This window comes from Amycolatopsis sp. NPDC051106 (genome assembly GCF_040682775.1).
Taxonomy (GTDB): Bacteria; Actinomycetota; Actinomycetes; order Mycobacteriales; family Pseudonocardiaceae; genus Amycolatopsis.
This window is the reverse complement of record NZ_JBFBBQ010000008.1, coordinates 152,631-177,653: the sequence shown is the minus strand read 5'-3', so window position 1 is coordinate 177,653 and position 25,023 is coordinate 152,631. Positions and strand designations below refer to the sequence as shown.

The 25,023-nt window shown below is 71.8% G+C and carries 25 protein-coding genes; 9 read left to right on the top strand and 16 right to left on the bottom strand.

Translation table 11 applies throughout. The annotated features are described in order from the left end of the window. Positions 1-5 precede the first annotated feature (5 nt). The 7 genes from AB0M83_RS09750 to AB0M83_RS09720 all read right to left on the bottom strand — a co-directional run bounded on the left by AB0M83_RS09750 (position 6) and on the right by AB0M83_RS09720 (position 6,671). Positions 6-1,166, bottom strand: coding sequence for an FAD-dependent oxidoreductase (locus AB0M83_RS09750; protein WP_364515022.1), 1,161 nt, complete (start codon positions 1,164-1,166; stop codon positions 6-8). A gap of 40 nt (positions 1,167-1,206) precedes the next feature. Beyond that, positions 1,207-1,920, bottom strand: coding sequence for a GntR family transcriptional regulator (locus AB0M83_RS09745; protein WP_364515020.1), 714 nt, complete (start codon positions 1,918-1,920; stop codon positions 1,207-1,209). A 130-nt stretch (positions 1,921-2,050) separates the two neighbouring features. Then, complete coding sequence (locus tag AB0M83_RS09740; protein WP_364515017.1) at positions 2,051-2,947, bottom strand: oxidoreductase; 897 nt, start codon at positions 2,945-2,947, stop codon at positions 2,051-2,053. Between the two features lie 59 nt (positions 2,948-3,006). Beyond that, positions 3,007-4,149: an FAD-binding oxidoreductase gene (locus AB0M83_RS09735; protein ID WP_364515014.1), complete on the bottom strand. Its 1,143-nt coding sequence runs from the start codon at positions 4,147-4,149 to the stop codon at positions 3,007-3,009. Positions 4,150-4,165: 16 nt separating this feature from the next. Further along, complete coding sequence (locus tag AB0M83_RS09730; protein WP_364515011.1) at positions 4,166-4,930, bottom strand: amino acid ABC transporter ATP-binding protein; 765 nt, start codon at positions 4,928-4,930, stop codon at positions 4,166-4,168. After that, positions 4,927-5,778 carry an amino acid ABC transporter permease gene (locus AB0M83_RS09725; RefSeq protein ID WP_364515009.1) on the bottom strand — a complete coding sequence of 284 codons (852 nt, stop codon included), beginning with the start codon at positions 5,776-5,778 and terminating at the stop codon, positions 4,927-4,929. Before AB0M83_RS09725 ends, AB0M83_RS09730 begins: the two co-directional genes overlap by 4 nt. Then, complete coding sequence (locus tag AB0M83_RS09720; RefSeq protein ID WP_364515007.1) at positions 5,775-6,671, bottom strand: transporter substrate-binding domain-containing protein; 897 nt, start codon at positions 6,669-6,671, stop codon at positions 5,775-5,777. The genes AB0M83_RS09725 and AB0M83_RS09720 overlap by 4 nt, the downstream gene beginning before the upstream one ends. Before the next feature lie 71 nt (positions 6,672-6,742). Here AB0M83_RS09720 and AB0M83_RS09715 point away from each other — a divergent pair, with 71 nt between their 5' ends. After that, positions 6,743-7,660: a MurR/RpiR family transcriptional regulator gene (locus AB0M83_RS09715; RefSeq protein ID WP_364515004.1), complete on the top strand. Its 918-nt coding sequence runs from the start codon at positions 6,743-6,745 to the stop codon at positions 7,658-7,660. A 62-nt stretch (positions 7,661-7,722) separates the two neighbouring features. Here the strand turns inward: AB0M83_RS09715 and AB0M83_RS09710 are convergent, their stop codons facing one another. Then, complete coding sequence (locus tag AB0M83_RS09710; RefSeq protein ID WP_364515002.1) at positions 7,723-8,421, bottom strand: SDR family NAD(P)-dependent oxidoreductase; 699 nt, start codon at positions 8,419-8,421, stop codon at positions 7,723-7,725. Between the two features lie 103 nt (positions 8,422-8,524). Here AB0M83_RS09710 and AB0M83_RS09705 point away from each other — a divergent pair, with 103 nt between their 5' ends. After that, positions 8,525-9,406 carry a helix-turn-helix transcriptional regulator gene (locus AB0M83_RS09705; protein ID WP_364515000.1) on the top strand — a complete coding sequence of 294 codons (882 nt, stop codon included), beginning with the start codon at positions 8,525-8,527 and terminating at the stop codon, positions 9,404-9,406. A gap of 24 nt (positions 9,407-9,430) precedes the next feature. On the opposite strand, the gene AB0M83_RS09700 is transcribed toward AB0M83_RS09705, so the two are convergent. From AB0M83_RS09700 to AB0M83_RS09685, 4 genes are all read right to left on the bottom strand, one after another. Beyond that, on the bottom strand, positions 9,431-10,192 hold the full coding sequence (locus tag AB0M83_RS09700) for an alpha/beta hydrolase (protein ID WP_364514998.1): 762 nt from the start codon (positions 10,190-10,192) through the stop codon (positions 9,431-9,433). Between the two features lie 73 nt (positions 10,193-10,265). Next, the gene (locus AB0M83_RS09695) at positions 10,266-10,874 is read right to left on the bottom strand and encodes a TetR/AcrR family transcriptional regulator (protein ID WP_364514995.1); all 609 of its coding nucleotides are present in this window, start codon (positions 10,872-10,874) and stop codon (positions 10,266-10,268) included. A 72-nt stretch (positions 10,875-10,946) separates the two neighbouring features. Then, entirely contained in the window at positions 10,947-11,882 is a 936-nt protein-coding gene (locus AB0M83_RS09690; protein ID WP_364514992.1) for an SDR family oxidoreductase, read from the bottom strand. Between the two features lie 30 nt (positions 11,883-11,912). Beyond that, positions 11,913-12,533 (bottom strand): NAD(P)-binding domain-containing protein, encoded by a 621-nt coding sequence (locus AB0M83_RS09685; protein ID WP_364514990.1) that lies wholly within the window; start codon positions 12,531-12,533, stop codon positions 11,913-11,915. Between the two features lie 191 nt (positions 12,534-12,724). Here AB0M83_RS09685 and AB0M83_RS09680 point away from each other — a divergent pair, with 191 nt between their 5' ends. From AB0M83_RS09680 to AB0M83_RS09670, 3 genes are all read left to right on the top strand, one after another. After that, on the top strand, positions 12,725-13,624 hold the full coding sequence (locus AB0M83_RS09680) for a LysR substrate-binding domain-containing protein (protein ID WP_364514987.1): 900 nt from the start codon (positions 12,725-12,727) through the stop codon (positions 13,622-13,624). 84 nt (positions 13,625-13,708) lie between these two features. Then, positions 13,709-14,245, top strand: coding sequence for an EF-hand domain-containing protein (locus AB0M83_RS09675; RefSeq protein WP_364514985.1), 537 nt, complete (start codon positions 13,709-13,711; stop codon positions 14,243-14,245). A gap of 272 nt (positions 14,246-14,517) precedes the next feature. Continuing rightward, positions 14,518-15,393 carry a fumarylacetoacetate hydrolase family protein gene (locus AB0M83_RS09670; protein WP_364514983.1) on the top strand — a complete coding sequence of 292 codons (876 nt, stop codon included), beginning with the start codon at positions 14,518-14,520 and terminating at the stop codon, positions 15,391-15,393. A gap of 14 nt (positions 15,394-15,407) precedes the next feature. On the opposite strand, the gene AB0M83_RS09665 is transcribed toward AB0M83_RS09670, so the two are convergent. Then, positions 15,408-16,259: a LysR family transcriptional regulator gene (locus AB0M83_RS09665; protein WP_364514980.1), complete on the bottom strand. Its 852-nt coding sequence runs from the start codon at positions 16,257-16,259 to the stop codon at positions 15,408-15,410. 94 nt (positions 16,260-16,353) lie between these two features. Between AB0M83_RS09665 and AB0M83_RS09660 the strand changes: the two genes are divergently transcribed. Next, positions 16,354-17,244 carry an aldo/keto reductase family oxidoreductase gene (locus tag AB0M83_RS09660; RefSeq protein ID WP_364514977.1) on the top strand — a complete coding sequence of 297 codons (891 nt, stop codon included), beginning with the start codon at positions 16,354-16,356 and terminating at the stop codon, positions 17,242-17,244. Positions 17,245-17,256: 12 nt separating this feature from the next. Here the strand turns inward: AB0M83_RS09660 and AB0M83_RS09655 are convergent, their stop codons facing one another. Continuing rightward, the gene (locus AB0M83_RS09655) at positions 17,257-17,847 is read right to left on the bottom strand and encodes a helix-turn-helix domain-containing protein (protein ID WP_364514974.1); all 591 of its coding nucleotides are present in this window, start codon (positions 17,845-17,847) and stop codon (positions 17,257-17,259) included. 94 nt (positions 17,848-17,941) lie between these two features. Between AB0M83_RS09655 and AB0M83_RS09650 the strand changes: the two genes are divergently transcribed. After that, entirely contained in the window at positions 17,942-18,892 is a 951-nt protein-coding gene (locus AB0M83_RS09650; protein WP_364514971.1) for an NADP-dependent oxidoreductase, read from the top strand. Positions 18,893-18,929: 37 nt separating this feature from the next. On the opposite strand, the gene AB0M83_RS09645 is transcribed toward AB0M83_RS09650, so the two are convergent. Continuing rightward, entirely contained in the window at positions 18,930-19,472 is a 543-nt protein-coding gene (locus tag AB0M83_RS09645) for a hypothetical protein (protein WP_364514969.1), read from the bottom strand. 115 nt (positions 19,473-19,587) lie between these two features. Here AB0M83_RS09645 and AB0M83_RS09640 point away from each other — a divergent pair, with 115 nt between their 5' ends. After that, positions 19,588-22,725: a LamG-like jellyroll fold domain-containing protein gene (locus tag AB0M83_RS09640; protein ID WP_364514966.1), complete on the top strand. Its 3,138-nt coding sequence runs from the start codon at positions 19,588-19,590 to the stop codon at positions 22,723-22,725. A 106-nt stretch (positions 22,726-22,831) separates the two neighbouring features. Here the strand turns inward: AB0M83_RS09640 and AB0M83_RS09635 are convergent, their stop codons facing one another. Next, positions 22,832-23,686 (bottom strand): DeoR/GlpR family DNA-binding transcription regulator, encoded by an 855-nt coding sequence (locus AB0M83_RS09635; RefSeq protein ID WP_364514963.1) that lies wholly within the window; start codon positions 23,684-23,686, stop codon positions 22,832-22,834. Between the two features lie 194 nt (positions 23,687-23,880). Here AB0M83_RS09635 and AB0M83_RS09630 point away from each other — a divergent pair, with 194 nt between their 5' ends. Next, complete coding sequence (locus tag AB0M83_RS09630) at positions 23,881-25,020, top strand: SIS domain-containing protein (RefSeq protein ID WP_364514961.1); 1,140 nt, start codon at positions 23,881-23,883, stop codon at positions 25,018-25,020. Positions 25,021-25,023 lie beyond the last annotated feature (3 nt).

Below are 25,023 nucleotides of genomic sequence, written 5' to 3'. Positions count from 1 at the left end.
GGGACTTATTGCTCACCCAGCCGGGTGGCGTGCTGGTCTGCTGCGAAGTCCGGGCGCCGCCGGCCGGCGAAGCGGGCGGGGCGGAACGCGTCGAGGAGCTCTTGGCCCCGGCCGGTCACGAGCTCGGTCGCGACCAGGCGGCCCAGCAGCGGCCCGAGGGTGACGCCGCTGTGCGATACGAGGCAGTAGACGCGGGAGGAGCCGTACCCGGCGATCGTGTGGCCGTCCGCGGGCAGGGAACGGAACCCGACGCGCAGGTCGATTTCCGGAGCCGGGGCCGGTTCGGGCAGCACAGCCGTGAGCCGCCGGGCGATCTCGCGCGCGATCGGCCCGTCCGGGGACGGCGGGTCGGCCGGGTCGACGGTGGCGTTCAGGTCGAGGGCCTGCACGACGGTGTGCCCGCCGGCCGCGGGACGCAGGTTGAGCCCCGGCGAATGGACCACGCAGCGCAGGTCGATCCCGGGTGTCCGCACGTAGCCGAGCAGCCCGATCGCCGGTGCTCCCCGCTCGACGTCGGTCAGCATCGGCAGGTCGATCCCGGCTTCCGCGGCGAGCCGCTCGCTCCAGCGGCCGGTCGCCAGGACGACCCGGTCGGCCGTGCGGACCTCGCCGCCGGCCAGCGTGGCGGACACTTCGCCGGGGCCGTCGTCGATCGTGACGACCTCGCCGATCGTGAACGTCGCCCCGTGGCGTTCGGCGTCCGCGAGCAGGTTTCCCAGCAGCCGGTCCGGCAGGACGTACCCCTCGCTCGGGAAGTGCGCGAACGACACCGCGTCCGAGGGAATCCGGAGTGCTCCGGCGATCCGCGTCGCTTCGTCGCGCTCGATCCACCGCACCGGATATCCGAGGGCCCGCAACCGGTCGACGTTGTCCGTGAGCCAGGGCGCGCTCGCGGAGTCGGCCCAGTGCAGGGCGCCGCTGGGGAAGTACGACGGCGGGCCGGGCAGCCGCCGGGCGAGGTCCGCGTGCTCGGCCATGCCCGCGACGTTCAGCCGGTGGTAGGCCGGGTCGAGCTTCCGGTTCGCGTTGGTCCACGCGAACGTCGTCGAGCTGGTCCCGCTGCCCGGCCGCCACCGGTCCAGCAGCAGCACCTCCTCGCCGGCGACGGCGAGCGCCCGGGCGACCGCGGTCCCCAGCACACCGGCCCCGGCCACGATGACCTTCATCCGCGAACCTCCCTTTCGAAGTGGACACAGTGGACAGTGCTCAGACGGCCGAAGCGGGCAGCTCGACGAAGAACTCGGCGGTACCCGGGCGGATGAGCGCGGTGACGACTTCGACGACGCTCCCGTCGGTGACGCGCAGCTCCCGGCGTCGCCGCATGGTCGCCGTGCCCGGCTCGCTGTCGAGCAGGCCCGCGTCGTGTTCGTCGAGGTTCACCGGGTCGAGGTAGAGCCGGATCGTGTCGACCGGCACGCCCCGGCGTCGCAGGTAAGCGAGGCTGACGAGGTGTTCGAGGTCCTCGTCCAGCAGGTCGGGAGCCACCGAGAAGAGCAGGACGTGCCGCTCGATCGACTGCGGTCGTTCGCGCAGGTCCAGCTTGCGGCGGACGAGTTCGACCACGGCGGTGTCCGGCTCCGCGCCGGGCAGGGTGAGAACGGCGTCGGCGGCCGTCGTGATCCGCGCGGACACGATCTCGTGGCGGCCCGGAGCACCCTTCTCGGCGGTGCCGGGCACGACGAAGTTGAGCAGGTTGACCTGCCGCACGCCGTCCGCGACGAAGGTGCCGTGCCGCCGCCGCCGGACGGCCAGGCCCGCTTTCGCCAGGTCGTTGAGCACGCGCTGCGCGGTGGCGCGGCTGACGCCGTACTGGTCGCACAGGTCTTTCTCGGTCGGCAGCCGCGCTCCGGCCGGCAGCGCACCGGAGTGGATCTGCTCTTCGATCGCCCGCTTGATCCGCAGGTGCAACGCCTCTGACATGAATTGACCGTACAATTGAGCAAATGTCCGGTCAAGTGCCAGTTCGCGGTCGTCGGCCGACAGCACGAAGGCCGCCTCCCCCGGACGAACCGGAGAAGACGGCCTTCAGCGCCGTGTCAGGACCGCCGCGTCACCCGGGCCCGTCACTGGCGGCGGCGAGCAGCGGAACGACCAGGTCGCTGATCGGTGTCGGGATGCCGTGCCGCTGTCCACATCGCCGCACGACCCCGTTCCGGACCTCCCATTCGAGGGGCCGCCCGGCCTCCCGGTCGGTCAGGATCGACGTACCCAGATCGGCCGGGTAGGCCCGGAAGCCGGCGACGATCTCCCCGGGCACCGCGTCGTCGAGGTCGGCCCCCTCGGCCCGGGCCACGGCGAGGCACTCCCGCAGGTACGCGAGCCCGAGTTCGGCGACGTCGGCGCGGGCGAACATGCCGGCTCGCCTGCCGGTGAGGACCATGAGCCCGGCGAGCGCGTTCTGCAGGAGCTTGCGCCACGCCGGCGAACGGAAGTCGGTCACCGGCTCGACCGTGCACAGGCTCCCGGACAGCGCTTCGGACACCACGCGGCCCGGCTGGGTGTCCGGCACCGTCAGGCGGGCCTCGGCGCGCAGCCACACCGAGCCGTCGGCCTGGGCCTGCGCCGGAAACCACACGACGCTGGGCAGCACCTGGCAACGGGGAGCGTGGGCCGCGACGGCGGCTTCCTGTTCGACCCCGTTCTGGAGGACGCAGACCACCGTGCCGGGCCGGCACAGCGCGGCCAGCCACGGCGCGGCCGCCTCGACCTGCGTCGCCTTGACGGCCAGGAACACGAGATCGGCCGGGACCACGTCCTCGGTCACCTCGACCCGGACGGGGCCCGGCACCACGATCCGATCCTCCGCGGTGCGCAGGACGAGCTGATCACGAGCCGTGCGGCCGTACAGCCTCGGCGTGCGTCCCGCCTGATGCAGCGCCGCCGCGACGGTCGTACCGATCGCCCCCGGACCGACCACGGCGACGTTCGAGATAGCGGGCATCGTCATCCTCCGATTGTCGCCCGGACCACGGCAGCATGATCACCCCGGACGGCGCTTCGCCTTCCCTACCCCACCCCCAGCCGAGCGAAGGTGAAGGGCCGCAGCACTTCCGGACGTTCTCCGTCGAGGGCCCAGTCCGCCAGCGCTTCGCCGACCGCCGGGGCCAACGCGAAGCCGTGGCCGCTCCACCCGGTGGCGGCGAACACCGACGCGTGGCCGGGCACGGTGTCGATGACCGGGATCAGGTCGATGGTGCTCGTGTCGGCGCGGCTGGTGTCGACGGCGACTGCCTCCGCACCGGCCAATGCCGGAATGGTCGCGGCCGCGTCGGCCAGGCTGGCCCGCAGGACTTCCGGATCGGGCGTGCCGACGCCATTCGCCGCGTCCCAGCCACCCGGCCGCCCGCCGGACAGCATCACCTGGCCCTCGTCGGTCAGCTTCACCGAAAGCGAGCGCCGGGTGTGCCCGACCTGGTGGTTCAGGGCGAAGCCCGGCGGTGGCGCGACGAACGTGACTTGCGTGGCCTTCTCCCACACGGGCAGGCTCAGTCCGAACGAGTCCGCGAGCAGCCGCGGCACCGCCCGGTTGGCCGCGAGGACCACCCCGCGGGTGACGCGCAGTTCGTCGCCCTCGGCCACGCGCAGCGTGACCGAGCCGTCGGGGTGCGGAACCAGGCCGGTCACCGCGGTGTGCTCGAGGACGCGTGCGCCCCGTTCGCCGGCGGCCTTGGCGAAGGCCTTCGTCGTCGCCGGGTGGTCGCCCGTGCCGTCTTCGGGCGTGAAGAGCGCGACCCGGATGTCGCCGGCCAGTCCCGGCTGCCTCTCGTCCAGCTCCTCGCGGTCGACGATCGAACACGGGATTCCGGCCGCCTGCTGCGCTTGTGCCCGGGCGGGCAGGCTCTGCCAACCCGAAACCCCGGCGACCTCGACGTCGTAGACGCTGAGGAGGCCGTTGCGCCGGTAGCCGGTCGGCGCGCCGAGGAGCGAGTCCAGCTCCGGCCAGAGTTCCATCGCGCGCCGCGCGAGCGGCAGTTCCCTCAGGTCCCGGCCTCCGGCACGGACCCCTCGGCGGCCGGGGCCGCCCGAAGCGCCGGACGCGAGCTCGTTCCCTTCCAGCAGGACGGTTTCCGCGCCGCGGCGGGCGAGGTTCCACGCGGTGGCGGTGCCCACGACACCACCCCCGATGACGGCGTACTCGACGGATCGCACGTGCGTTTCCTCCCCTTCAGCCGACCCGCTCGAGGAACCGGCGGGTGCGGTCCTCGCGCGGGGCGTCGAGGACCTGGCTCGCCGGTCCGCGTTCGACGATCCGGCCCTGGTCCATGAAGACGATCGTGTCGGCGACCTGGCGGGCGAACCCCATTTCGTGCGTGACGATGACCATGGTCATGGCTTCCCCGGCCAGGTCGCGCAGGACGTCGAGGACCTCGCCGACCAGTTCGGGGTCCAGTGCGCTGGTGGGTTCGTCGAACAGCATGAGCTTCGGTCGCATGCACAGGGCGCGCGCGATGGCGACGCGCTGCTGCTGCCCGCCGGACAGCTGCGCCGGATAGCTCGCGTGCTTCTCGGACAGCCCGACTTTCGCGAGCAGCTCTTCGGCGCGTTCGACGGCCTCGCGGCGCGGCACGCCGAGGACGCGGACCGGCGCTTCGATCAGGTTCTGCAGCACCGTGAAGTGGGAGAACAGGTTGAACTGCTGGAACACCATGCCGATGTCCCGGCGGGCGCGGCGGGCTTGGCGCGGCGTCGTCTCCTGCAGGTCGTCGCCGGCCCACCGGTAGCCGACCAGGCCGCCGTCCACGAGGATCGAGCCCGCCTGGATCTTCTCCAGGTTGTTGATGCAGCGCAGCAGCGTGCTCTTCCCGGACCCCGAAGGACCGATCAGGCAGACGACCTCGCCGGGCCGGACGACCAGGTCGACCTCGTGCAGGACGTGCAGGGAGCCGTACCGCTTGTGCACGCTCCGGATCTCGATCGCCGATGTGGTCACAGGCCCGCCTCCCCGCGGTTGAAGTGCCGTTCGATGTGTCGCTGAGCGACGGTGAGCAGAGCGGTGATGACGAGGTACCAGAACGTCACGACCAGGAGCAGCGGGATGGTCTCGTAGGTCCGCGCGTAGATGATCTGGGCGCTGTAGAGGAGTTCCGGCATCGCGATGACGCTGACGATCGACGTCGTCTTGACCACGTTGACGAACTGGTTCGTCAACGGCGGGACGATCGCCCGCATCGCCTGCGGCAGCACGATGCGGCGCAGGGCCAGCATTCCCGGCATCCCCAGCGCCTCGGCCGCTTCGCGCTGGCCACGCCCGACGGAGATCAGCCCCGCGCGGAAGATCTCCGCGCAGTACGCCGATTCGTGCAGGGTGAGCCCGATGATCGCGGCTCCCGCCACCGTGATGACGGTGTTCGTGTCCACCGAGACCAGGTTCCCGAGCGAAAGCTTCGGGTACAGCGCGGCCAGGTTGTAGAGCAGGAGCAGCAGCACGAGCAGCGGCGTCGCGCGGAAGACCCAGACGTACGCGCCCGCCGCCGTCGTCAGCAACTTGTTCGCCGACTGGCGCATCATGGCCAGGACGACCCCGAGGACGATCGACAGCGCCATCGAGATCACCGCCAGTTCGACGGTGTGTCCCAGCCCGAGCAGGAGCGACGGGCTGAAGAGGTAGTGCCCGAACGCCGACCAGGAGAAGTTCTCGTTCGTGAAGGCGGACACGAGGACCAGCGCGACGACGACCGCGGCGACCGCGCCGGCGATCCACGTGCCGTACTTCTTCCGGCCGAGGATGCGCGCCGGAAGCCGCGTTTCCGTGCCGCGGTCGAGGGAAACCATGCTCATGACCGTCCTTTCAGGATCTCCGTCGTGTCGAGGTGGTTCTCCTGGAGGCCCCACTTGTCCAGGATCGTGCGGTAGGTGCCGTCGGCCATCAGGCGGCGCACGGCTTCGTGGACGGCGCCGGTCAGCGGCGAGTCCCGCTTGAGCCCCAACGCCACGACGGCCCGCTTGTACCGCCCGGCCAGCCGGAACAGGTCCGGCGACCGGCTCGCGACGTACTGCGTCAGCGAGATGGAGAAGTACAGGACGTCGATGCGGCTGCTGCGCAGGGCGAGCACCGCGGCGGTGCCGTTGGGGAACAGGCTGATCCGCCAGGCGGGCCGCCCGGCCTCGGCGCAGGTGCCGGCCGCCTGGTCCAGCTGTCCTTGCTGGACCGACCCGACCACGACGCCGACCTCACGGCCGCACAGGTCGGCGTAGGTGCGCACCGCGAAGGTGGTGGTGTGGCTCGCGAGGAAGCCTTGCCCGCCGTTGTAGTAGGTGACGAAGTCGGCCTTCTTCCGGCGCTCCGCGGTCGGGCTGAGCGAGGCGAGCACCAGGTCGTAGCGCCCGGAGGCGAGCCCGGGCACGACCGCGTCGATGTTGGTGGGGACCGGGTCGGTGCCGACGCAGAACACGTCGGCGATGGCCTGGCTCAGGTCGCGGTCGAAGCCGACGATCGTCGCGTCGTCCTCGGCGTAGTAGGCCATCGGCGGCGTGTCCGGCACCATCGCGACCTGGAACGCGCCGCGCTGGCGGACGGGCGCGGGCAGGGCCGCGGTCATCGCCGGGTCGCAGCGGCCGTGGGGCCGGGTGACCAGTGCGGGGTCGGCGGCGCCGGCCGAGCCGAGCCCGCAGCCGGTCAAGGTCAGGATCGAGACCAGCACGGCCGCGAGCGACCGGGGTGTCCGTGGCATGTCACTACCTCCGCCCATCAGGGTGATGTAGTGTGTACTTCATGAAATCGCGAATGTCTAGTGGGGACTAGATGGAACTCACGCTCACGAAACGCATCGCCCAGGTCCGCGACCAGCTGAGCGCGGGCGGGCTCCGGGTGGTCGACTTCTTCGCCCACCACCCCGCCGAAGCGTCGGTCTTCTCGGCGCAGGAGATCGCCCGGCGCGCGGAGGTCAGCGACGCGACGGTCATCCGGACGGTCAAGCAGCTGGGCTTCAGCGGCCTCGGCGAACTGCGGCGCGCGGCCGCGGCGGTGCTCAACCCGGTCCGAGACCCGGAGCAGACCCTCGCCGACCACCTGACCCGCTCCGACGACGGCGGCCGGCTGCTGGACCGGATCAGCCTGGACGCGGCCGAGCTCGTCCGGGCCCTCCCCCGCTCGGTCCCCCCGGAGACGTTCGAAGCGGCGGCCACCACGCTCGCCGCGGCGGCGAACACGCTGGTCGTCGGCTACGGTTCGGCCCTGCCGGTGGCCGATTCGCTGGCACTGGGCCTGCGCCGCATCGGCCGGATCGCCACGGTGACCGGCCTGACCGGCTACAACTTCGCCGACGAGCTCGGCCAGCTGCGGCCGGACTCCGCGCTGGTGCTGGTGGCACCGCTGCGCCACGTGCGCGAGCACGACGTGGCGATCAGCGAAGCCCTCCGGATCGGCTGCCCGGTCGTGCTGATCACCGAGATGCTGGCCAGCCACTTCGCCGACCGGGTGGACACGGTGCTCGTGACGCCGTCCACGGAGAACTCGCTGCCCAGCGGCCTGGTGTGCCAGCTCCTCCTCGTGGACGCGCTGCTCCTGGCGGTTTCGGCCGCCGACCCGGACCGCGCCCTGGACGGCTGGCGGGCCACGAACCGGCTGCGGACGGAGCTCGTCGAGGGAAGCCTCGACGTGCCGCTGACCCCGTCGATCGCGGCGAAGATCTCTTTGCCGGGCAAGGGAATCACGAGCTGATGCCGGACTCGCTGTCCGGTACTTGAGCACCGCCAGCGACTGCTCGCCGGCCCCGGCCGGGCTCAGGACCAGGCGAGGTCCCCCTCCCGGTCGACGAAGCGCCCGGAGCCGGCGCCGGGCTTCTCGGTCGCGAGGCCGACGATGGCGTCCGTGCCTTCGGTCACGGTCTGCGGACCGCTGTGGCCGTTGAGGTCGGTCGCCGTGTAGCCGGGGTCGACGGCGTTGACGCGGATGTCGGTCAGCGCCTTGGCGTACTGGGTCGTCAGCATCGTCAGCGCCGCCTTCGAGGCGGTGTAGAGCGGCACGATGACCTTCGACTCGATCCGCGCCGGGTCGTGCGTGATGGCCAGCGAGCCCAGCCCGCTGCTGACGTTGATGATGACCGGGTCCGCCGACCGGCGCAGCAGCGGCAGGAACGCGGTGGTCGTCCGGATCGCGCCGACGACGTTGACGTCGAAGACCCCGAAGGCGTCCGCCGCGGTGAGGGCGCTGGGGTCGCCGACGGGGCCGTTGATGCCGGCGTTGTTGATCAGGACGTCGATCGAGCCCTCGTGCTCGGCGACGTTCGCGGCCGCGGCGGCCACGGAAGCGTCATCGGTCACGTCGATGGGGACGAACCGCGCGCCGACCGCGGCGGCGGCTTCGGCGCCCAGTTCGGGGTTGCGGGCTCCGAGCAGGACGGTGTGGCCGAGTGCGACGAGACGGCGGGCGGTCTCACGGCCCAGCCCCTTGTTCGCCCCGGTGATGAAAGTGATCGTCATGGAGTCCACCTTCGTCCCCTCGCGGCGCCCCGGCCAGGGACGCCTCGACGGTAGGAACAGCAGTACCACCTCCAGCGGTGGCGGCTGCGGGATGATGGACGTCATGACCCCGCACTCCCCCACGCAGCTCGGTGCGATGATCCGCACCTGGCGGGATCGGCTGCCGCCGTCGGCCGCGGGACTGCCGGCGGCCCGGTCGCGTCGGGCGGCCGGCCTGCGCCGCGAGGAGCTCGCCGAGCTCGCCGGCATGTCGGTCGACTACGTCGTGCGCCTGGAGCAGGGGCGGGCCACGACGCCCTCCGCGTCGGTCGTGGCGGCCCTGGCGCGCGCCCTGCAACTGTCCACCGCCGAGCGTGACCACCTGTACCGGCTGGCCCGCCTCGCCCCGCCGGCGGACGGCGCGATCTCCGACCACATCCCGCCCGGTGTCCGCCGGGTCCTCACCCGGCTGGGGGACGTCGCGGTCGCCGTCTTCGCGGCGGACTGGCAGCTGATCTGGTGGAACCCCGGGTGGGCCGCGCTGCTCGGCCATCCCGCGTCCGCGCCCCCGCAGCTGCGCAACTTCGCCCGCGACCGGTTCCCGGTCGACGCCGGGCCCGCTCGCCTCGCGCTGTGGCCGGTGTCCGAACTGGACAGTGCGGCGACCGACGCCGCCGTCGTGTCGGACCTGCGCCGCGCCACCGGACGCTTCCCGCACGACAAGCGCCTGGCCGAACTGATCCGCGTCCTGCACAAGGGAAACCGGCGCTTCGCCGAGCTGTGGGCGGCCGGCACCGTGACCGCCCACCGTGAAGACCACAAGACGATCGAGCACCCCGCGGTGGGACCGGTCACGGTGGACTGCGACGTGCTGACCGACGGCGACTCCGAGCTGAAGATCGTGATCATGACCGCGGCTCCGGGCAGCGAGGACGAGACCAAGCTGCGGCTCGCGGCGATCGTCAGCCCGGCGATCACCACGAGCGGCCCGGCCGACGACCGCTGACCGGCACCTGCGACGACCGCCGGCCTAACCGTCCAAACGGGACCAGAACGCGGTCAGGGCGCGCGCCACCGGGTGCGGGTCCGTCACCGGCCACCAGTGCCCGACACCGGCGAGTTCGGCGATCTCGGCGCCGGCGGCCTCGCCCGCGGACCGGTGCTGCGCGGGCGTTCCACTGGCCTGGTCGGCGTCCGCGAGGGCGATCAGGGCCAGGCCGGGCCGCTGTCGCGCCTTCGCGAGACCGCGGCCCGCGTCGGCCATCGCCGGCTGGGCGGCCGACCGCAGCAGCGAAAGCACCGCCCGCCCCATGCCGTCGTCCATCCCGGCGGCGACGCGTTCCGCGACCGGGCCGGTCATCCCGAGCGCGCCGACGACCTCCAGGCGCTGCGCCAGCGTGCCGCCGAAGATCTCCTTCACCGAGGCCTCGCCCGCCCCTTCCTGCTGCCACACCTGGGCCCGCGCGTGCCAGACGTAGCCCGGGTCGAAAAGGCCGAGCGCGTCCGACGCCCAGCTGCGGATCAGATCCGGGCGGGTCATCGCGATCCCGGCGACGTGTGCGCCGCCCCAGTCGTGGCCGACGAGGTCGACGGGTTCCCGGAACTGCTCCAGCCGCGCGGCGAGCCACTCGCGGTAGCCGTCGACGGTGGCGGAGAAGCCGTCCGGCGCGGGCACCCCGAAGCCGGGCGGGGACAGCGCTATCGCGTCGTCGCGGCCGAGTGCGGCGATCAACGGTCCCCACACGCCGGAGCTCTCGGGATTGCCGTGCACCAGTACCAGCGGAACAGCCATCTTCACTCCAAACTTGCGTGCATGTATGCAAGTAACTATAGCAGCGGACGGCGCGGGAGACCATTGCCGGAAGCTACGGCGTGACCGCGAAGGCCGCGCGTACCGCGCGCATCGCCTCCCGGACGAGGGTGGGGACGTTGCGCACCGGAGGCTGGGCGATGAGCTGCAAACCGGTCCCCCGGACCAGGGCGACGACGAGCACGGCGGCCGCGGCCGGGTTCGCGTCGGGCCGGACGGACCCGTCGGCGACGCCCTGGCGGACCACGTCCGCCAGGAGCTGCCGGAAGTCGGCGTCCCGCCGTGCGAACAGCGGAGCCAGCACGGGGTCGGCCGCGATCGCCTCGCCCCACAGCTGCAGGAACGCGCGCGCCGACGGTGTCTGCCGCACGACGTGGCGCAGGTACGCCTCGATGATCCGCACCAGGTGGTCCAGGCTGTTCCCCTGGTAGGCGGGGACGTCGAACCGCTGCGCCTGGTCGAGCACGGCTTCCAGCAGCCGTTCCCGGCTGCCGAAGTGGTGGTAGACGATGCCTCGGCTGTAGCCGGCGGCTTCCCCGACCTCGGCGAGCGTGACGGCCCGCGACCCGCTGCGGGCGATGAGCGCCATCGCGGCGTCCAGCACGCGCCGCTCGGTCTCGGCGCGCCGTTGCTCCTGCGTTCGCCTGGCCGGGCGATCGGTCATGCGTCGTGCTCCTCTGACCGGGCATCGTGGTCCCCGAAGTCTGCCACGGCGTCCTTGCGCAGGTCCCGCCCGTCAGCCGGCGGGGAAGTAATGACCGTTGTCCAGACCGGCGAGCAGGCCGGGCTGAACGGGTTCCCAGCCGAGAGCCCGGCGGGTGCCGACGTTGGACGCCGGGTAGCTCCGGGTGACGATGTTCGCGAGGAACCCGAAGTAGCCCGGCACCATCAGCTCGTCCACGGGAATGCTCACGACGGGCAGGCCCAGCCGGGCGCCGATGGCCTCGGCGATCTCGCGGAACGGGATGCCTCCGTCCCCCACCGCGTGCCAGTACCGGCCGGCCGGTCCCTTCTCCAGCGCCAAGCGGAACACGGCGGCGACATCGCGGATGTGCACGGCGTTCCACAGGTTCGCGCCTTCTCCGGGATAGCCGACGAAGCCCTTCTCCTTCGCCAGCGCGATCAGCCGCACGAGGAAGCCGGCACGATCGGTCGTGCTGTGCGCGATGTTCGCGATCCGCACGACCGAAGACCGCACCCCCCGCTCGGCGAGGCCGACCACGGCGGTTTCCACGACGTTGCGAGCCCGCAGGGTGCCCTTGTGCTCCTCGCCGACGGGAAGGGCCGGGTCCTCCTCGCCGGCCGGCCGGCCCAGGTTCCCGGGCGAGCCGATGCTCCCCGCCGCGACCAGCGGCTTTCCGGTTCCCGCCAATGCTTCGCCGTACGCGAGCATGATCGGGACCTCCGCCGCGGCCACGGCGTCGAGCCCGCCGGACGGAAGCAGGTCCTGCCGGTGCGCGACGTGGATGACGCCGTCGGCATCCGCGGCCGCCTCCTTGAGCCCGTCGAGATCCTCGAGGTCGCCGCGACGCACCTTCGCGCCGAGCGCGGACACCGCCGCCGCGGCCGTGTCCGACCGGGCCAGGCCGGTGACCTCGTGCCCGGCGGCGACGAGCTCGGGAATGATGTACGAACCGGAATGGCCGGTTCCGCCGGTGACGAAAACGCGCACGTTACTGCTCCTTGGAAATGTGGGGTGCACTCAGCCGAAAACGCTGACGCCGAGGGCGAGGTCGAAGCTCCCCACGCCGTGGCGGGCCAGGCCCATCAGCAGCGGCCCCACCCCTTCCAGCCAGCGGGCCATCTCCAGGCCGCCGACATCGAGGGGACGCAGTCCGAGGCTCTCGATGAACGCCGACACACTCGCCTTGGCCCGCGCGTCGTCCCCGGCGAAGAACACGTCCAACGAGTGCCCCTGGGCCAGAACGTGGCCGAAGACGGTGTTGAACGCCTTCACGACGTGCGCGCTCGCCGGGACGGCCTTGGCGATCTCCTGGGCACCGGAAGTGCCCTCAGGAGTGACCACTTCGGTGGCGTCGGCGTTGAAGGTGTTGGAGATGTCGACGATGACCTTGCCGCCCAACACGTCCCCGTACTCGCGGACCACGGCCACCGCGCCGGCGTAGGGCACGGCGAGCACCACGATGTCCCCCGCCGGGGCGGTGCCGGCCGTCCCGACGGTGGCCCCGTCGAGAGTGGCGGCCAATTCCTTGGCCTTCGCCTGGTCGCGGCCGATGATCTCGACGGCGTTGCCGCCGGCGAGCGCCCGGCGGGCGAGAGCGCCGGCCATGGTCCCCACGCCGACGACGCTGATGCTGCTCATGAAGTGCCTGCTTTCCGAAACTGGATGAAAGAGGGTCGATCCGTGCTCATTCCCCGCCATGAATTCCGTTTCCGAATTCTCTTTCGGAATTCGCTCGGACCCCCTTGACGATGCCCTTGGCCCGAGCCGGTGTCCAAGACCTCTTTCGGTCGCGGTGATAACCTGAAGGCATCACCGGACCGGGAGGCGCTGTGGACCTGGACCTGCGCAAGCTGCGGTACTTCGCCGCCGTGGCCGACCGGTTGCACTTCGGCCGCGCCGCCGAAGAGCTGCACATCGCGCAGCCGGCGCTCAGCCGCCAGATCCGCGCGCTGGAGCAGGATCTCGGCGCTTCGCTGTTCACCAGGGATCGCCACGGCGTGGCGTTGACCGACGCGGGCCGGCAGCTGCTGACCGACGCCGGTCCGCTGCTGGCCTCCGCGGACGCGGTCCGCCGCCGGGTGTCCGCGGCGGCTCACGGCAGCCGGCGGCTCGTGGTCGGCTTCCGGACCGGCATCCCGGTCATCCCGGCGGCGCGGGCGTTCGAGGCCCGCCATCCGGACGTGGCCGTGGACGTGCAGCGGATGGAAGGGGACGACCAGGCCTCGATGCTGCTGGACGGCCGCGTCGACGTCGGCTACGTGCGCCTTCCCCTCGACGAGACCGGCCTGCGGGTGACTCCGCTGTACACCGAGCCGCTCATGGTGGTGCTGCCGGTGGGCCACCGGCTGGCCGGCAAGGAGGAGGTCACCGAGGCCGACCTGGCCGGTGAACCGCTGGTCTGGCACGCCGGCCCGGACACGCACCCCACCCGGCGCCCGCACCCCGACTCCGGGCTCCGGGTGCGCGGGGTCGAGGAAAAGCTCGAGCACGTCGCGGCCGGCCGGGGCATCTCGTTCGTGGCGCGCTCGGAGACCGTGTTCTACTCGCGTCCGGACATCAGCTACGTGCCCGTCCCGGAACTCGCGCCGGGCCAGGTGTGCCTCGCGGTGGCGGCAGCACGCACCTCCCCGCTGGCCGACGACTTCGTCGCCGCGGCGCGGGCCACGGCCGAGATCACGGCGGAGTGCGGGAACCACGAGGCTTACGCTGAGGGCCGCGTAGAGGTGTAGGCCGTCAGGCGAGTGAAGCGGGCCGCGGGGTCCACCTTTCGTGCGACTGTCCGACACCGCTTTCCGCTCCTAGGGTGATGAGCCATGACCACCGCCCTGAGGACCGAGCACGAAATCAAGCGATTCGAGAAATGGGACGCCAATGGGGACGGCGTCATCGATCGCACCGATTACGACGCGGAAGCGCGCCGCATCGTCGAGGCCTTCGGCGAAACCACGACCAGCGACCGCGGCCGGGCCGTGCGGGACGCCCTGCTCGCGATGTACCAGCGCCAAGCCGAAGCCGCGGGCGTCGGCCCCAACGGCGCCATGAACCAGGAGCAGTACCTCGCCGCCAACCGGGAACTGATGTACGACCGCGGCGACAGCGGTTTCGCGGACCTGCTCCGCCCGACCATCGCCGCCATCGCCGACCTGTGCGACACCGACCGCGACGGGTACGTGAGCAAGGTGGAGCTGCGCCGCTGGCTCGGCCCGGCGGTGGGACTCAGCGACGCCGACTCCGACGCGACGTTCGACCGCATCGACCTCGACGGCGACGGCCGCCTCACCGTCGACGAACTCGTCGACGCCGTCCGGGAATTCCACTATGGACGGTTGGACATCCCGCTGCTCGGCTGAGCCGACCGTCGAGCCGTTCAACCCCGCCGACCGTCTCGCACACTTCCGCACGTTGCGCGAAATCCGGCCTGACCCACACCGCGTCCGCGAAAGACGTGGAAAAGCGCTTTCCCGGCCTCCTCGACGCCGTACTCGGCCAAGCGGTCCCACCAGCGCGGTGACCAGCGATCGCCGCCATCGCGCCTACCTCGCCGCACCTGCCGGCCTTTCGACACTCGTTGACCGCCACGCTCCGCACTCCGTAGGTTCGGTACCGACCGAGGAGGTCCGGAATGAGCCACCTGGTGCGATTCGCCGACGACACGGGCACCGTCCGTGTCGGCCTGCTCACCGATGAGCGGCTGCGGCCGCTCGCGGTGGCGTCGATGAGTGAGCTGCTGCGCCACTCCGTGGCGGAGATCCGCGAGCTGGCCGAGGCCGCCGGGGAGCCCGTGTCCGCGGCCGGGGCGCGCCTGCTGCCGCCGCTGGACGGCCGGATGGAGGTGTGGGCCGCCGGGGTGACCTACCTGCGGTCCGAGGAGGCCCGCCGCGAGGAGAGTGCCGACGAGGACGTCTACGCGCGGGTGTACCGCGCGGAGCGGCCGGAGCTGTTCTTCAAGTCGGCCGCGTGGCGCGTGGTCACCGACGGTGAGCCCATCGCCATCCGCACCGATTCCGCCAACGACGTGCCGGAGCCGGAGCTCGGCCTGCTGCTGACCGCCGCCGGGGAGATCGCCGGGTACGTGGTGGTCGACGACGTCAGCTCCCGCAGCATCGAAGGCGAGAACCCGCTGTACCTCCCGCAGGCCAAGATCTACACCGGTTCGTGCGCGGTGTCGGCGCGGGTGCGACCGGCGTGGGAGGTGCCGGACCCGCTGGCGCTCGGCCTCCGCATGCGCGTCCTGCGCGACGGTGACGAGGTCTTCGCCGGCGAGGCCAGTACCGCGCAGCTCAACCGCAAACCGGCCGGACTGGTCGAGTACCTGTGGCGGGACAACGACTTCCCCGACGGCGCCGTCCTTTCGACGGGCACGTCCGTGGTGCCGGGGCTCGATCAGGGGCTACGGCCGGGCGACGTGGTCGAGATCGAGATCGCCGAGGTCGGCTCGCTGCGCTCCCCCGTGGTGCTGGGCGCCGACGAGGTACGCCGGGTGCTCGCCACGCGCTGAGGGAACGCGCCGCGTCAGAGGCGCGAGGCTGTCCGGACCAGCCCGGCCAGGGCGCGCGAGCGGCTGTGCGCGGGCCAGACGATGTGGGTGGTGACCGCCGGGGCGTCGCTCAGGGGGACGGCGGCGTGCTCGTCCCACAGCCAGGTGCGGGCGGACTCGGGGAAGACCGTCATGGTGCGGCCGAGGGCGATCAGCTGGGCCAGCTGCGTCTGGTCGTGGACCTCCGGGCCGGGGCCGGGCGGGTAGACGTCGTGGCGGGGCCAGCGGGCCAGCGGAAGATCCGGGACGTCCGCGATTTCGGCCAGCGACAACACCTTGCGCTCGGCCAGGGGGTGCCGCGCGGGCAGGATCGCCACCTGTCCCTCCGTCATCAGCTCGACGCTGTCGAACCCGGCGAGGGAGTTGAACGGCGTGTGCATGAGGGCCACGTCGGCGCGGCCGTCGCGCAGCATCCCGTCCTGTTCGCACATGCCACTGGGCAGGACCTCGATCTCGGCGGCGCCGGGCTCGGCCGCGTAGGCGTCGAGGAGCTTGTTCAGCAGCTCGTGGAACGCGCCGGCCTTCACCGCCAGCACCAGCCGGTCACGGGGGCCGGCATCCCCGGCACGACGGGTGCGGCGGACGGCGGCGGTGGCCGCGTCGAGCGCCGCCCGCCCTTCCTGCAGCAGGATCTCCCCGGCGCCGGTCAGCGAGACGCCGCGGCGGTCGCGCTCCAGCAGGGCGACGCCGAGCCGGCGCTCGAGCTGCTGGATCGCCCGGGACAACGGGGGCTGGGCGATGCCGAGGCGTTCGGCGGCCCGGCCGAAGTGCAGTTCTTCCGCGACGGCGACGAAGTACCGCAGCTCGCGAGTCTCCACAGTGTCCACACCACACCGTACCTCGCTGTGATACCGCCCGAGTATCACAGCGCACCGGATCGGTGTTGGCCGCCGCCCCCGGCCGCGCGTGAAGATCGAATGCATGAGCACGAACACCGTTTCCCTGCCCGGCGGCACCTGGCCCCTGGGCGAACTGACCGTCACCCGGTTCGGCTACGGCGCCATGCAGCTCGCCGGCCCCGGAGTCATGGGGCCGCCCGCCGACCGCGACGGCGCGCTCGCCGTCCTGCGCGCGGCCGTCGACCTCGGCATCACCCACATCGACACCTCCGGCGCCTACGGCCCCCGCGTCACCAACGAGCTGATCCGCGAGGCACTGCATCCCTATCCCGAAGCGCTCCACGTCGTGACCAAGGTCGGCGCGCGCCGCGACGAGCAGGGTGGCTGGCCACCGGCCCGGCGGCCCGCGGACCTGCGCCGTGCCGTCCACGAGGACCTGGACACCCTCGGCCTCGACCGGCTGGACCTGGTGAACCTCCGCCTCGGCGACGCCACCGGACCGCAGCCCGGCTCGCTCGCCGAGGCGTTCGGCACCCTGGTCGAGCTGCAGCAGGAGGGCTTGATCCGGCACCTCGGCGTGTCCAACGCCACCGCCGAGCAGGTCGCCGAAGCCCGGGCGATCGCGCCGATCGTGTGCGTGCAGAACATGTACAACCTCGCGCACCGGCACGACGACCGGCTGATCGACGAGCTCGCCGGCCAGGGCATCGCCTACGTGCCGTTCTTCCCGCTCGGCGGGTTCAGCCCGCTGCAGTCCACGGCGCTGTCGGCGGTCGCCTCGCGGCTGGGCACCACACCGATGTCGGTCGCCCTGGCCTGGCTGCTGCGGCGATCGCCGAACATCCTGCTCATCCCCGGGACCTCGTCGGTGGCGCACCTGACCGAAAACGCCGAGGGCGCGGCGATCCGGCTCTCCGAACAGGATCTGGCCGAGCTGGACGAGATCGGCTCGACGCGACGCGCTGACGGGTGATCCGCCCTGGGGTCACCCTTCGGCCGGGCCGCGAGCGGAAGGGCGGAGCCCGTCCATCAGCAGGTTCAGCAGGCGAGCCGCCATCGCTTCGTGCTCGGGCGCGCCGGCCACGGTGAAGATGCCGATGAGGGCGGCGGCGATGTCTTCGGCGGGGACGTCGGCGCGCAGCTGCCCGCTCGCGCGGCCGGCTTCGAGGATGTGGTCGATGGCCGCGAGCAGCTCGGCCCGGGTGCGGGCATGGGCGATCTCCCCCGATTCGACCATCGCGAGCAGGGTGTCGACCATCCCGTTCTTGGTCGCGATCCAGTCGCCGAACAGGTCCATCCAGCGGCGCAGCGCCGCGGGCGGGTCGAGCTCGGCGAGGAGTTCACGGGCACCGGTGGTGAGCCGCGAGACCTGGTCCTGGTAGACCGCGTCGACCAGCGCCTCCCGGGTCGGGAAGTGCCGGTAGAGGGTGGCGATGCCGACCCCGGCTTCGTGGGCGATCGCCCGCATCGACGGCTCGGCCTCGGCCGAAGCGAACAGGCGGGTCGCCACGTCGAGCAGCTGCTGGCGGTTGCGGGTCGCGTCCGCCCGCGGTCCGCGGGGCTTGGCGGCAGTCAAAACGGATCACGCTCCACTTGTGCTACCTTGAGGTCACTAACCGAAGCGTAGTCCGTTTATGCGCTTCGCGAGCCGTTACAGGAGACAAGTGAGCATGAAAGACACCACTTCGGCGACCACGAGCCGAGCAGTCCGGTTCGAGTCGTTCGGCGGACCCGAGGCCTTTACCATCCGCGAGGTACCCGTACCGCGGGCCGGCTCGGGACAGATCCGCGTGCGGGTCACCGCGGCCGGCCTGAACCCGATGGACTGGTTCATGACCTCCGACGCGGAGACCGCCGCGCGGTTCGGCTTGAGCCTGCCGTGCGGGTTCGGCACCGACTACGCCGGCGTCGTGGATCAGGTCGGTGCCGGCGTGACCGGGTTCGCGGTCGGTGACCGGGTGTTCGGCGGCGCCCTGTCCCGCGCGGTCGCCGACCACGTCGTCGTGGACGTGGCCGGGACCATCGCGGTCGGCGGCGAGGCGCACCCGACCCCGGACGGCGTCGACGACCGCACCGCCGCCACGCTGGCCATCGCGGGCTGCACGGCGGCCGCGGCGGTGGCCGTGGTCGCCCCCGGCCCGGGCGACACGGTGCTCATCGGCGGCGCGGGTGGCGGGGTGGGCGTGTTCGCCGTCCAGCTCGCCCGCCTCGCGGGCGCGCGGGTGATCGGGACGGGGTCGGCGTCCTCGGCCGATGCCCTGCGCGCTCTGGGAGCCGAGCCGGTCACCTACGGCGACGGGCTGGTCGACCGGGTCCGCGCACTGGCTCCGGACGGCGTCACCGCGGCCATGGACCTGCACGCGACCGACACGGTGGAGGCGGCACGCGAACTCGGCGTGCCCGACGAGCGCATCACCACCATCGCCGGACTGGTCGACGGGATCACACCGGCGAACGGCGCCAACGCCCCCCAGAACGCCATCGAGGAGATCGCCGGCCTAGTGGCGGCGGGCCGGCTCCGGGTGCCGATCGCGGCGACCTTCCCGGTCGAAAAGATCCGCGAGGCGGTCGAGCTCCAGGCGGGCCGCCACGTGCACGGCAAGGTCGTCATCGACCTCTGAAAAGCGGCCACCGAACGGCGGTGAACCCCGGCCGGTGTCAGGCCACGCGGCCGACCGGGCCACCGTCCCCGGCCGGGACGAACCGTGGCAGCCGCGCGGGATTGAGGTTGGCCGGTTCGCCGAAAGTGGCCGGCTCGCAGGACTCGGCCCAGGACAGGTCCACATCGGACAGTTCGCCCCGTCGAGCCCGGCGATCAGCCGGGCGCCGTAGCCGGTGTGGTCGTGCGCGGTGAGGATGAGGAGTTCGGGGAAGGAAGGCGCGGCGGAGCCACTGGATCCGGCGTACCGAGTCGACGTACTGCGCCTCGTCACCGGTCTGGATCGCCCGCACGCTCCCGTCGCCGAACAGGTCGGCCGAGCCGGTGAACCCGCCGATGGCGGGGCCGGTGAACGCGATCGGCCGCCAGTCGGTGATCGCCGCGACAAGCCGCGCCGCACCGCCGCGGCCACGGTGCTCACCCGCGCGATCGTCCGCGGCGAGCTCGCCGCGGACGTCTACCTCGAACGGCCTCGAGGCGATCCGACCACCCCCGGTCCGACGGGCCACATTCACCCGGCTGCCGCAGATCGGGCGATCCATTGGGCCATTCGGCCCTCCAGATACCGACGTTCGGCGGTGGCCAGAGGTCCGAGTTGTCTGATTGGATCCCCTCCAGAAACGTTTTACAACGTTGTAAAAATGAAGGGTCTCGCCGATGAGAAGAGCCGCTTCCGTCCTCCTCGCCTTGCTGGTGGCGGTGGGCGTGGCGTCGGGAACGCCGCCCGCAGGTGCCGCCGAGCCGACCGTCCACGGCTTGAAGGCCGAATACTTCACGATGTCGGCGCCCGGGGCGCGGGACTTCGTGAACTCGGCCGGCACCGCGCTGGATGGGGAGGTCGACCATCCGGACCTGACCTCGATCTTCGGGGTGATCGCCGGGCGCACGGAGCACACCACCGCCCGGTGGACCGGGCAGATCGCCGTGCCGCAGACCGCCGCCTACACGTTCTACGCCATCGGTGACAACGGGTTCCGGCTGTTCATCGACGGCGCGCCGGTGATCGACCACTGGGTCGGGGACTGGGACACCGAGCAGACCAGCGCGCCGGTCACGCTGACCGCCGGCAAGCAGTACGACTTCAGGCTGGAGATGTTCCAGGACGTCGGCGGCGCGAACATGTTCCTGCGCTGGTCGAGCGCGGGCATCGCGAAGCAGATCGTGCCGCTGTCGGCGTTCACGCCGCCGGCCGACTACCAGGTCGTGCCGCGCACGGCGGAGGTGTCCCAGGACGGCCGCACGCTCACGGCGGGCTTCGACGGCCGCGTCTCGGGTGCGAACGATTTGAAGGACCACCTGCGGATCGAGGTCGACGCGACGCCGATACCGGTCTCGCTCGTCACGGCGAGCCGCGACCGGGTCACGATCCGGCTGGCCGAGAGGATCCTGAAGGGCCAGCGCGTCAGCGTCTACTACGACGGCGCGGGTGCGCTCGCGGTGAACGGCACGAAGGTCGGCAAGACCATCCGCAGCGTCGCGAACGCGTCGACCGAACGGCTCCGGACGCCGTGGGGCGAGAACGTCGACACGCGGCACCCGTTGCCGGAGTACCCGCGGCCGCAGCTCGAGCGCGAGAAGTGGGTCAACCTCAACGGCCCGTGGGAGTTCTCCGCCGCCAAGGAAGGCCAGCAGCCGGCGTTCGGCAAGAAGCTGCCCGAGAAGGTCGTCGTGCCCTACCCGATCGAGTCGCAGCTTTCCGGGCTCGAGCGGCACGAAGACCACATGTTCTACCGCCGCACGGTCACCGTCCCGCACGACTGGAAGATCGGCGGCGGACAGCGTCTCAAGCTGAACTTCGGCGCGGTCGACTACCAGGCCAAGGTGTGGGTGAACGGCAAGGTCGTCGCCGAGCACACCGGCGGGTACACGGCGTTCAGCGCCGACATCACCGACGCGCTCAAGCGCGGCGGCGAGCAGGAGATCGTCGTCGCCGTCACCGACACGACCGGCCCGTACCAGCCCAAGGGCAAGCAGTCCCCCAACCCCGGCGGGATCTTCTACACCCCTTCGTCGGGCATCTGGCAGACGGTGTGGCTGGAACCGGTGGCGGACAAGGGCATCGACGAGATCAAGACGACTCCCGACCTCAGCACCAATTCGCTGGCGCTGAACGTCAAGTCCGCGGGCAACGCCACCGTCACGGCGGTCGCCAAGGACGCGCGCGGCCGGCAGGTCGCCGCGGTCACCGGACCGGCGAACGCGAACCTGAAGATTCCGGTGCCGAACCCGCACCTGTGGACGCCGGACGACCCGTACCTGTACCAGCTGGAGATCAAGCTGGGCGGCGACAAGGTCAAGAGCTACTTCGGCATGCGGTCCACCGGCATCACGAACGTCGGCGGCGTCCCCAAGCTGACGCTCAACGGCAAGCCGTTCTTCTCCCTGATGCAGCTGGACCAGGGCTTCTACCCGGACGGCCTGAACACCGCGCCGAGCGACGACGCCCTCGTCTTCGACCTGAAGGCGCAGAAGGACCTCGGTTTCAACGCCGTCCGCAAGCACATCAAGGTCGAGCCCGCCCGCTGGTACTACCACGCGGACCAGCTCGGACTGCTGGTCTGGCAGGACTTCGTGTCCCTCGACGACGGCAGCAACCCCGCGGCGCAGCAGGCGTGGCTCAGCCAGGGCCTGGAAGAGATGCACCAGCTGCAGAACTACCCGTCCGTCTACGCCTGGATCGTGTTCAACGAGGGCTGGGGCGAGTGGGACAAGGCCGCCACCGGCCGGATCACCGAGCAGGTCAAGGCCGCCGACCCGAGCCGGATCGTCAACGCCCACAGCGGGGTGAACTGCTGCGCCTCCAAGGGTGACTCGGGCGCCGGCGACGTTCTCGACCACCACGACTACAACAACACCGACCCGGCCCGCTCGGACGGCAAGCGGGTCGTGATGGACGGCGAGCACGGCGGCTTCACGCTGCGCACGCCGGGTCACCAGTGGCCGGGTGCGCCGATCGCGATCTACAGCGGGGTGGCGGACAAGGCGGCGCTGACGGCGAAGTACGTCGACAACACCCGCACGTTCTACCTCGGGCAGGCTCGGGCCGAGCTGTCAGCCTCGGTCTACACGCAGGTCACCGACCTGGAAGGCGAGCTCAACGGGCTCTGGACCTACGACCGCAAACGCCTCAAGGTCGACCCGGGTCCCGTCCGCGAGATCAACCGGCGCGTGATCGAAGCGGGCGCCAACGCGGGCAAGCCCTACCCGTACGCGGGGAAGGGCTCGTGGAACCTCGACGAGCGCGGGGGAACGACCGCGAAGGACTCGAGCGGCGGCAAGAACCCGCTGACGCTCACCCCGACCGGCGCCGCGTTCAAGGACGGCGCGCTGCAGTTCAGCGGCGGCTCCGCCGACACCTACGGGCCGGTCGTCGACACGACCGGTGACTACACCGTGTCCGCGAAGGTGCGGCTCGACGAGCTGCCCGGCAACTACGCGACCGCGGTGAGCCAGGACGGCCGGGAGCGGGAGAGCCCGTTCTACCTGCAGTACGGGCAGGGCGCGTTCGCGTTCAGCACGCCCGGCGGCAACCGGGCCCGGTACGAGGTCGTGCCGGAGGTCGGCCGCTGGTACGAGCTGACGGGTGTCCGGGCGGGCAACGAGATCCGCCTCTACGTGGACGGCGTGAAGGTCGCGACGGCCCCGGCCGGACCGGCGTCGGTCAGCACCGGCGCGTTCACGGTCGGGCGGGCCAAGTACGACGGCCGCAACGTCGACTTCTGGCCCGGCGCGGTCGACGACGTCGGCGTGGTCGGCAAGGCGTTGACGGACGGGGAGGTCGCCGGGCTTTCTTGACGCTCTCCCGTGCCGGGAACCGGCACACCTGCGACGCGGGTGCCGCACTGCGAAGTGCGGCACCCGCCGTCAGTCCACAGTGGATTGCCACCGCGCCGAGCCCGTCTCACGCGATCGATCGGCGGTTCTCCCCCTGCGCGGGCACGTCCACGACCGTCACCCGCACTCCCCCCGCCCGGATCGCCGCCACGCCGGCCGCGTCGGCCGATGAGTCCGTGATCAGCTCGTCGACCTCGGTGATGTCGCCGATCCGCGCCAGTGTTCGCTTGCCGAGCTTGCTGCCGTCCGCGATGACGATCACCCGTTGCGCGCGGCCGAGCATCGCGCGGTTCGTTCTCGCCTCGTTTTCGTCGTGGGTGGTGATGCCGCCCGCCGCGTCGATGCCGTCGACCCCGATGAAGGCCGTGCCGATGTTGATCGACGCCAGCACCTGCTCCGCCCACGGGCCGACGAGCTCGTAGGACCGCGGCCGGGAGACGCCGCCGACCACGACGAGCTTCACCCGGGGCCGCAGCACGATCTCCATGGCCGTGTTCAGCGCGTTGGTCACCACCGTGAGATCCGCGCGGTCCGGCAGCTCCCTCGCCAGCTCGCCCGTGGTCGTCCCGCCGGTCAGCGCGATCACGTGCGGGCCCGTGGGCAGCCTGCGCACCGCCTGCCGGGCGATCGCCCGTTTCGCGTCCCTCGACCGGCCTTCCCGGTACCGGACCGGCAGCTCGTAGGCCACCCCCTGGGCCAGCGCGCCGCCGTGGGTCCGGGTCAGCAGCCGCTGCTCCTCCAACGCGGTCAGGTCCCGGCGCAGCGTGGCCTCGGAGACGCCGAACCGGCGCGCGAGCTCACCGACTCGCAGGCGGCCCGTTTCGCCCAGTTCGCGGACCATCTCCGCCATCCGTTCGGACCGGGACGCGCGCCGCCGGGGCCGCCCTTCTCCCGGCGGATCGACGACATCGGCAAGGCTCATACTTGCACACTATACGACTGTATCGAACACTTTCGTGCATCTATCCGCCAACTCACCAGCGGCGACGCGGCAAACGAACATCCGCGATGCTCGTTTGCGCGACAACTCTTGCTCACCGGACACGGCACGACGTACCAAGAGCGGACCGCATGGCGGAGCCGGCCGAACCGGCCATGACCCGAAAGGTGATGTGGGTGTCAGTGCACCAAGAGCAGCCGGGCGAGAGCCGCACCGCCGGCGAGATCCGGCAGCAACCCGGTACGTGGCCCGAGGTGGCGCGGACCGTCGCCGCCGCGCGGGCCGACATCGACCGCCTGCTCGGCGACGCGCTCGTCGACCCGCGGACCCGGATCGTCCTGACCGGCGCGGGGACCTCCGCCTACATCGGCGAAGTCGTGGCCCCCGACCTCGCCCGGCACCTCGGCCGGCCGATCGAGCCGATCGCGACGACGGACATCGTCGCCGACCCGCACTCCGTGGTCGTCGACGACCGGCCGGTGCTGCTGGTGTCGTTCGCGCGCAGCGGCGACAGCCCCGAGTCGATCGCCGCGGCCGAACTGCTGCAGCGGCTCACTCCCGCGCTGCACCACATCGTCATCACCTGCAACGCCTCCGGCGCGCTCGCCCGCCGCTGGGCCGAGGCCAAGAACGCCGTCGTGCTGACGCTTCCCGAGCAGCTGAACGACCGCGGCTTCGCCATGACGTCGTCGTTCACCGGGATGACCTTGGCCGCCCTGCTCGCCCTGGGCCTCGAGGTCGACGTGGCAGGCGCGGCCCGGGCGGCTTCCGCCGTCCTGGACACCGCGGCGAGCCGCGCGGAAGCAGTCGCCGCCACCGAGCCGGCCCGGCTGGTCTACCTCGGCTCCGGCGCGTTCAAGGGACTGGCCCGCGAAGCCGCGCTGAAGTGCCTCGAACTCACCGCGGGTGCGGTCGTCGCGGTCGCCGACACCCCGCTGGGCTTCCGGCACGGTCCCAAGTCGGTCCTCGACGAACGGACCGTCGCGATCATCTTCCCGTCCGGCGATCCGTACACCCGCCGCTACGACGACGACATCACGCGCGAGCTCGTGGAATCCCTGGGGGCTGGGCGAGTGCTGGTGATCGGCTCGGACGGCGACGCCCCGGCCGGCGCCGGTGAGTGGCCGATCCCGGGGATCGCGCACCTGCCGGGCGCCCTGCGAGCCATCGTGGCCGCCATCCCGGCGCAGTCGATCGCCTTGGCGTGTTCGCTCGCGCAGGGCCTGACCCCCGACAACCCGTTCCCCGGCGGCGAAGTCAACCGCGTGGTCCGCGGCGTCGTCATCCACGAGTTCCCGAACCCGGCGAAGGGCTGAGCC

Bases quoted from the DNA above. Each gene is read 5' to 3' on its own strand.
- AB0M83_RS09700 (WP_364514998.1), bottom strand. From the start codon at position 10,192: ATGGCTGTTCCGCTGGTACTGGTGCACGGCAATCCCGAGAGCTCCGGC.
- AB0M83_RS09705 (WP_364515000.1), top strand. From the start codon at position 8,525: ATGACCCCGCACTCCCCCACGCAGCTCGGTGCGATGATCCGCACCTGG.
- AB0M83_RS09670 (WP_364514983.1), top strand. From the start codon at position 14,518: ATGAGCCACCTGGTGCGATTCGCCGACGACACGGGCACCGTCCGTGTC.
- AB0M83_RS09720 (WP_364515007.1), bottom strand. From the start codon at position 6,671: ATGCCACGGACACCCCGGTCGCTCGCGGCCGTGCTGGTCTCGATCCTG.
- AB0M83_RS09660 (WP_364514977.1), top strand. From the start codon at position 16,354: ATGAGCACGAACACCGTTTCCCTGCCCGGCGGCACCTGGCCCCTGGGC.
- AB0M83_RS09695 (WP_364514995.1), bottom strand. From the start codon at position 10,874: ATGACCGATCGCCCGGCCAGGCGAACGCAGGAGCAACGGCGCGCCGAG.
- AB0M83_RS09650 (WP_364514971.1), top strand. From the start codon at position 17,942: ATGAAAGACACCACTTCGGCGACCACGAGCCGAGCAGTCCGGTTCGAG.
- AB0M83_RS09745 (WP_364515020.1), bottom strand. From the start codon at position 1,920: ATGTCAGAGGCGTTGCACCTGCGGATCAAGCGGGCGATCGAAGAGCAG.
- AB0M83_RS09725 (WP_364515009.1), bottom strand. From the start codon at position 5,778: ATGAGCATGGTTTCCCTCGACCGCGGCACGGAAACGCGGCTTCCGGCG.
- AB0M83_RS09740 (WP_364515017.1), bottom strand. From the start codon at position 2,947: ATGACGATGCCCGCTATCTCGAACGTCGCCGTGGTCGGTCCGGGGGCG.
- AB0M83_RS09640 (WP_364514966.1), top strand. From the start codon at position 19,588: ATGAGAAGAGCCGCTTCCGTCCTCCTCGCCTTGCTGGTGGCGGTGGGC.
- AB0M83_RS09635 (WP_364514963.1), bottom strand. From the start codon at position 23,686: ATGAGCCTTGCCGATGTCGTCGATCCGCCGGGAGAAGGGCGGCCCCGG.
- AB0M83_RS09675 (WP_364514985.1), top strand. From the start codon at position 13,709: ATGACCACCGCCCTGAGGACCGAGCACGAAATCAAGCGATTCGAGAAA.
- AB0M83_RS09750 (WP_364515022.1), bottom strand. From the start codon at position 1,166: ATGAAGGTCATCGTGGCCGGGGCCGGTGTGCTGGGGACCGCGGTCGCC.
- AB0M83_RS09710 (WP_364515002.1), bottom strand. From the start codon at position 8,421: ATGACGATCACTTTCATCACCGGGGCGAACAAGGGGCTGGGCCGTGAG.
- AB0M83_RS09645 (WP_364514969.1), bottom strand. From the start codon at position 19,472: ATGGATCGCCCGATCTGCGGCAGCCGGGTGAATGTGGCCCGTCGGACC.
- AB0M83_RS09685 (WP_364514990.1), bottom strand. From the start codon at position 12,533: ATGAGCAGCATCAGCGTCGTCGGCGTGGGGACCATGGCCGGCGCTCTC.
- AB0M83_RS09715 (WP_364515004.1), top strand. From the start codon at position 6,743: ATGGAACTCACGCTCACGAAACGCATCGCCCAGGTCCGCGACCAGCTG.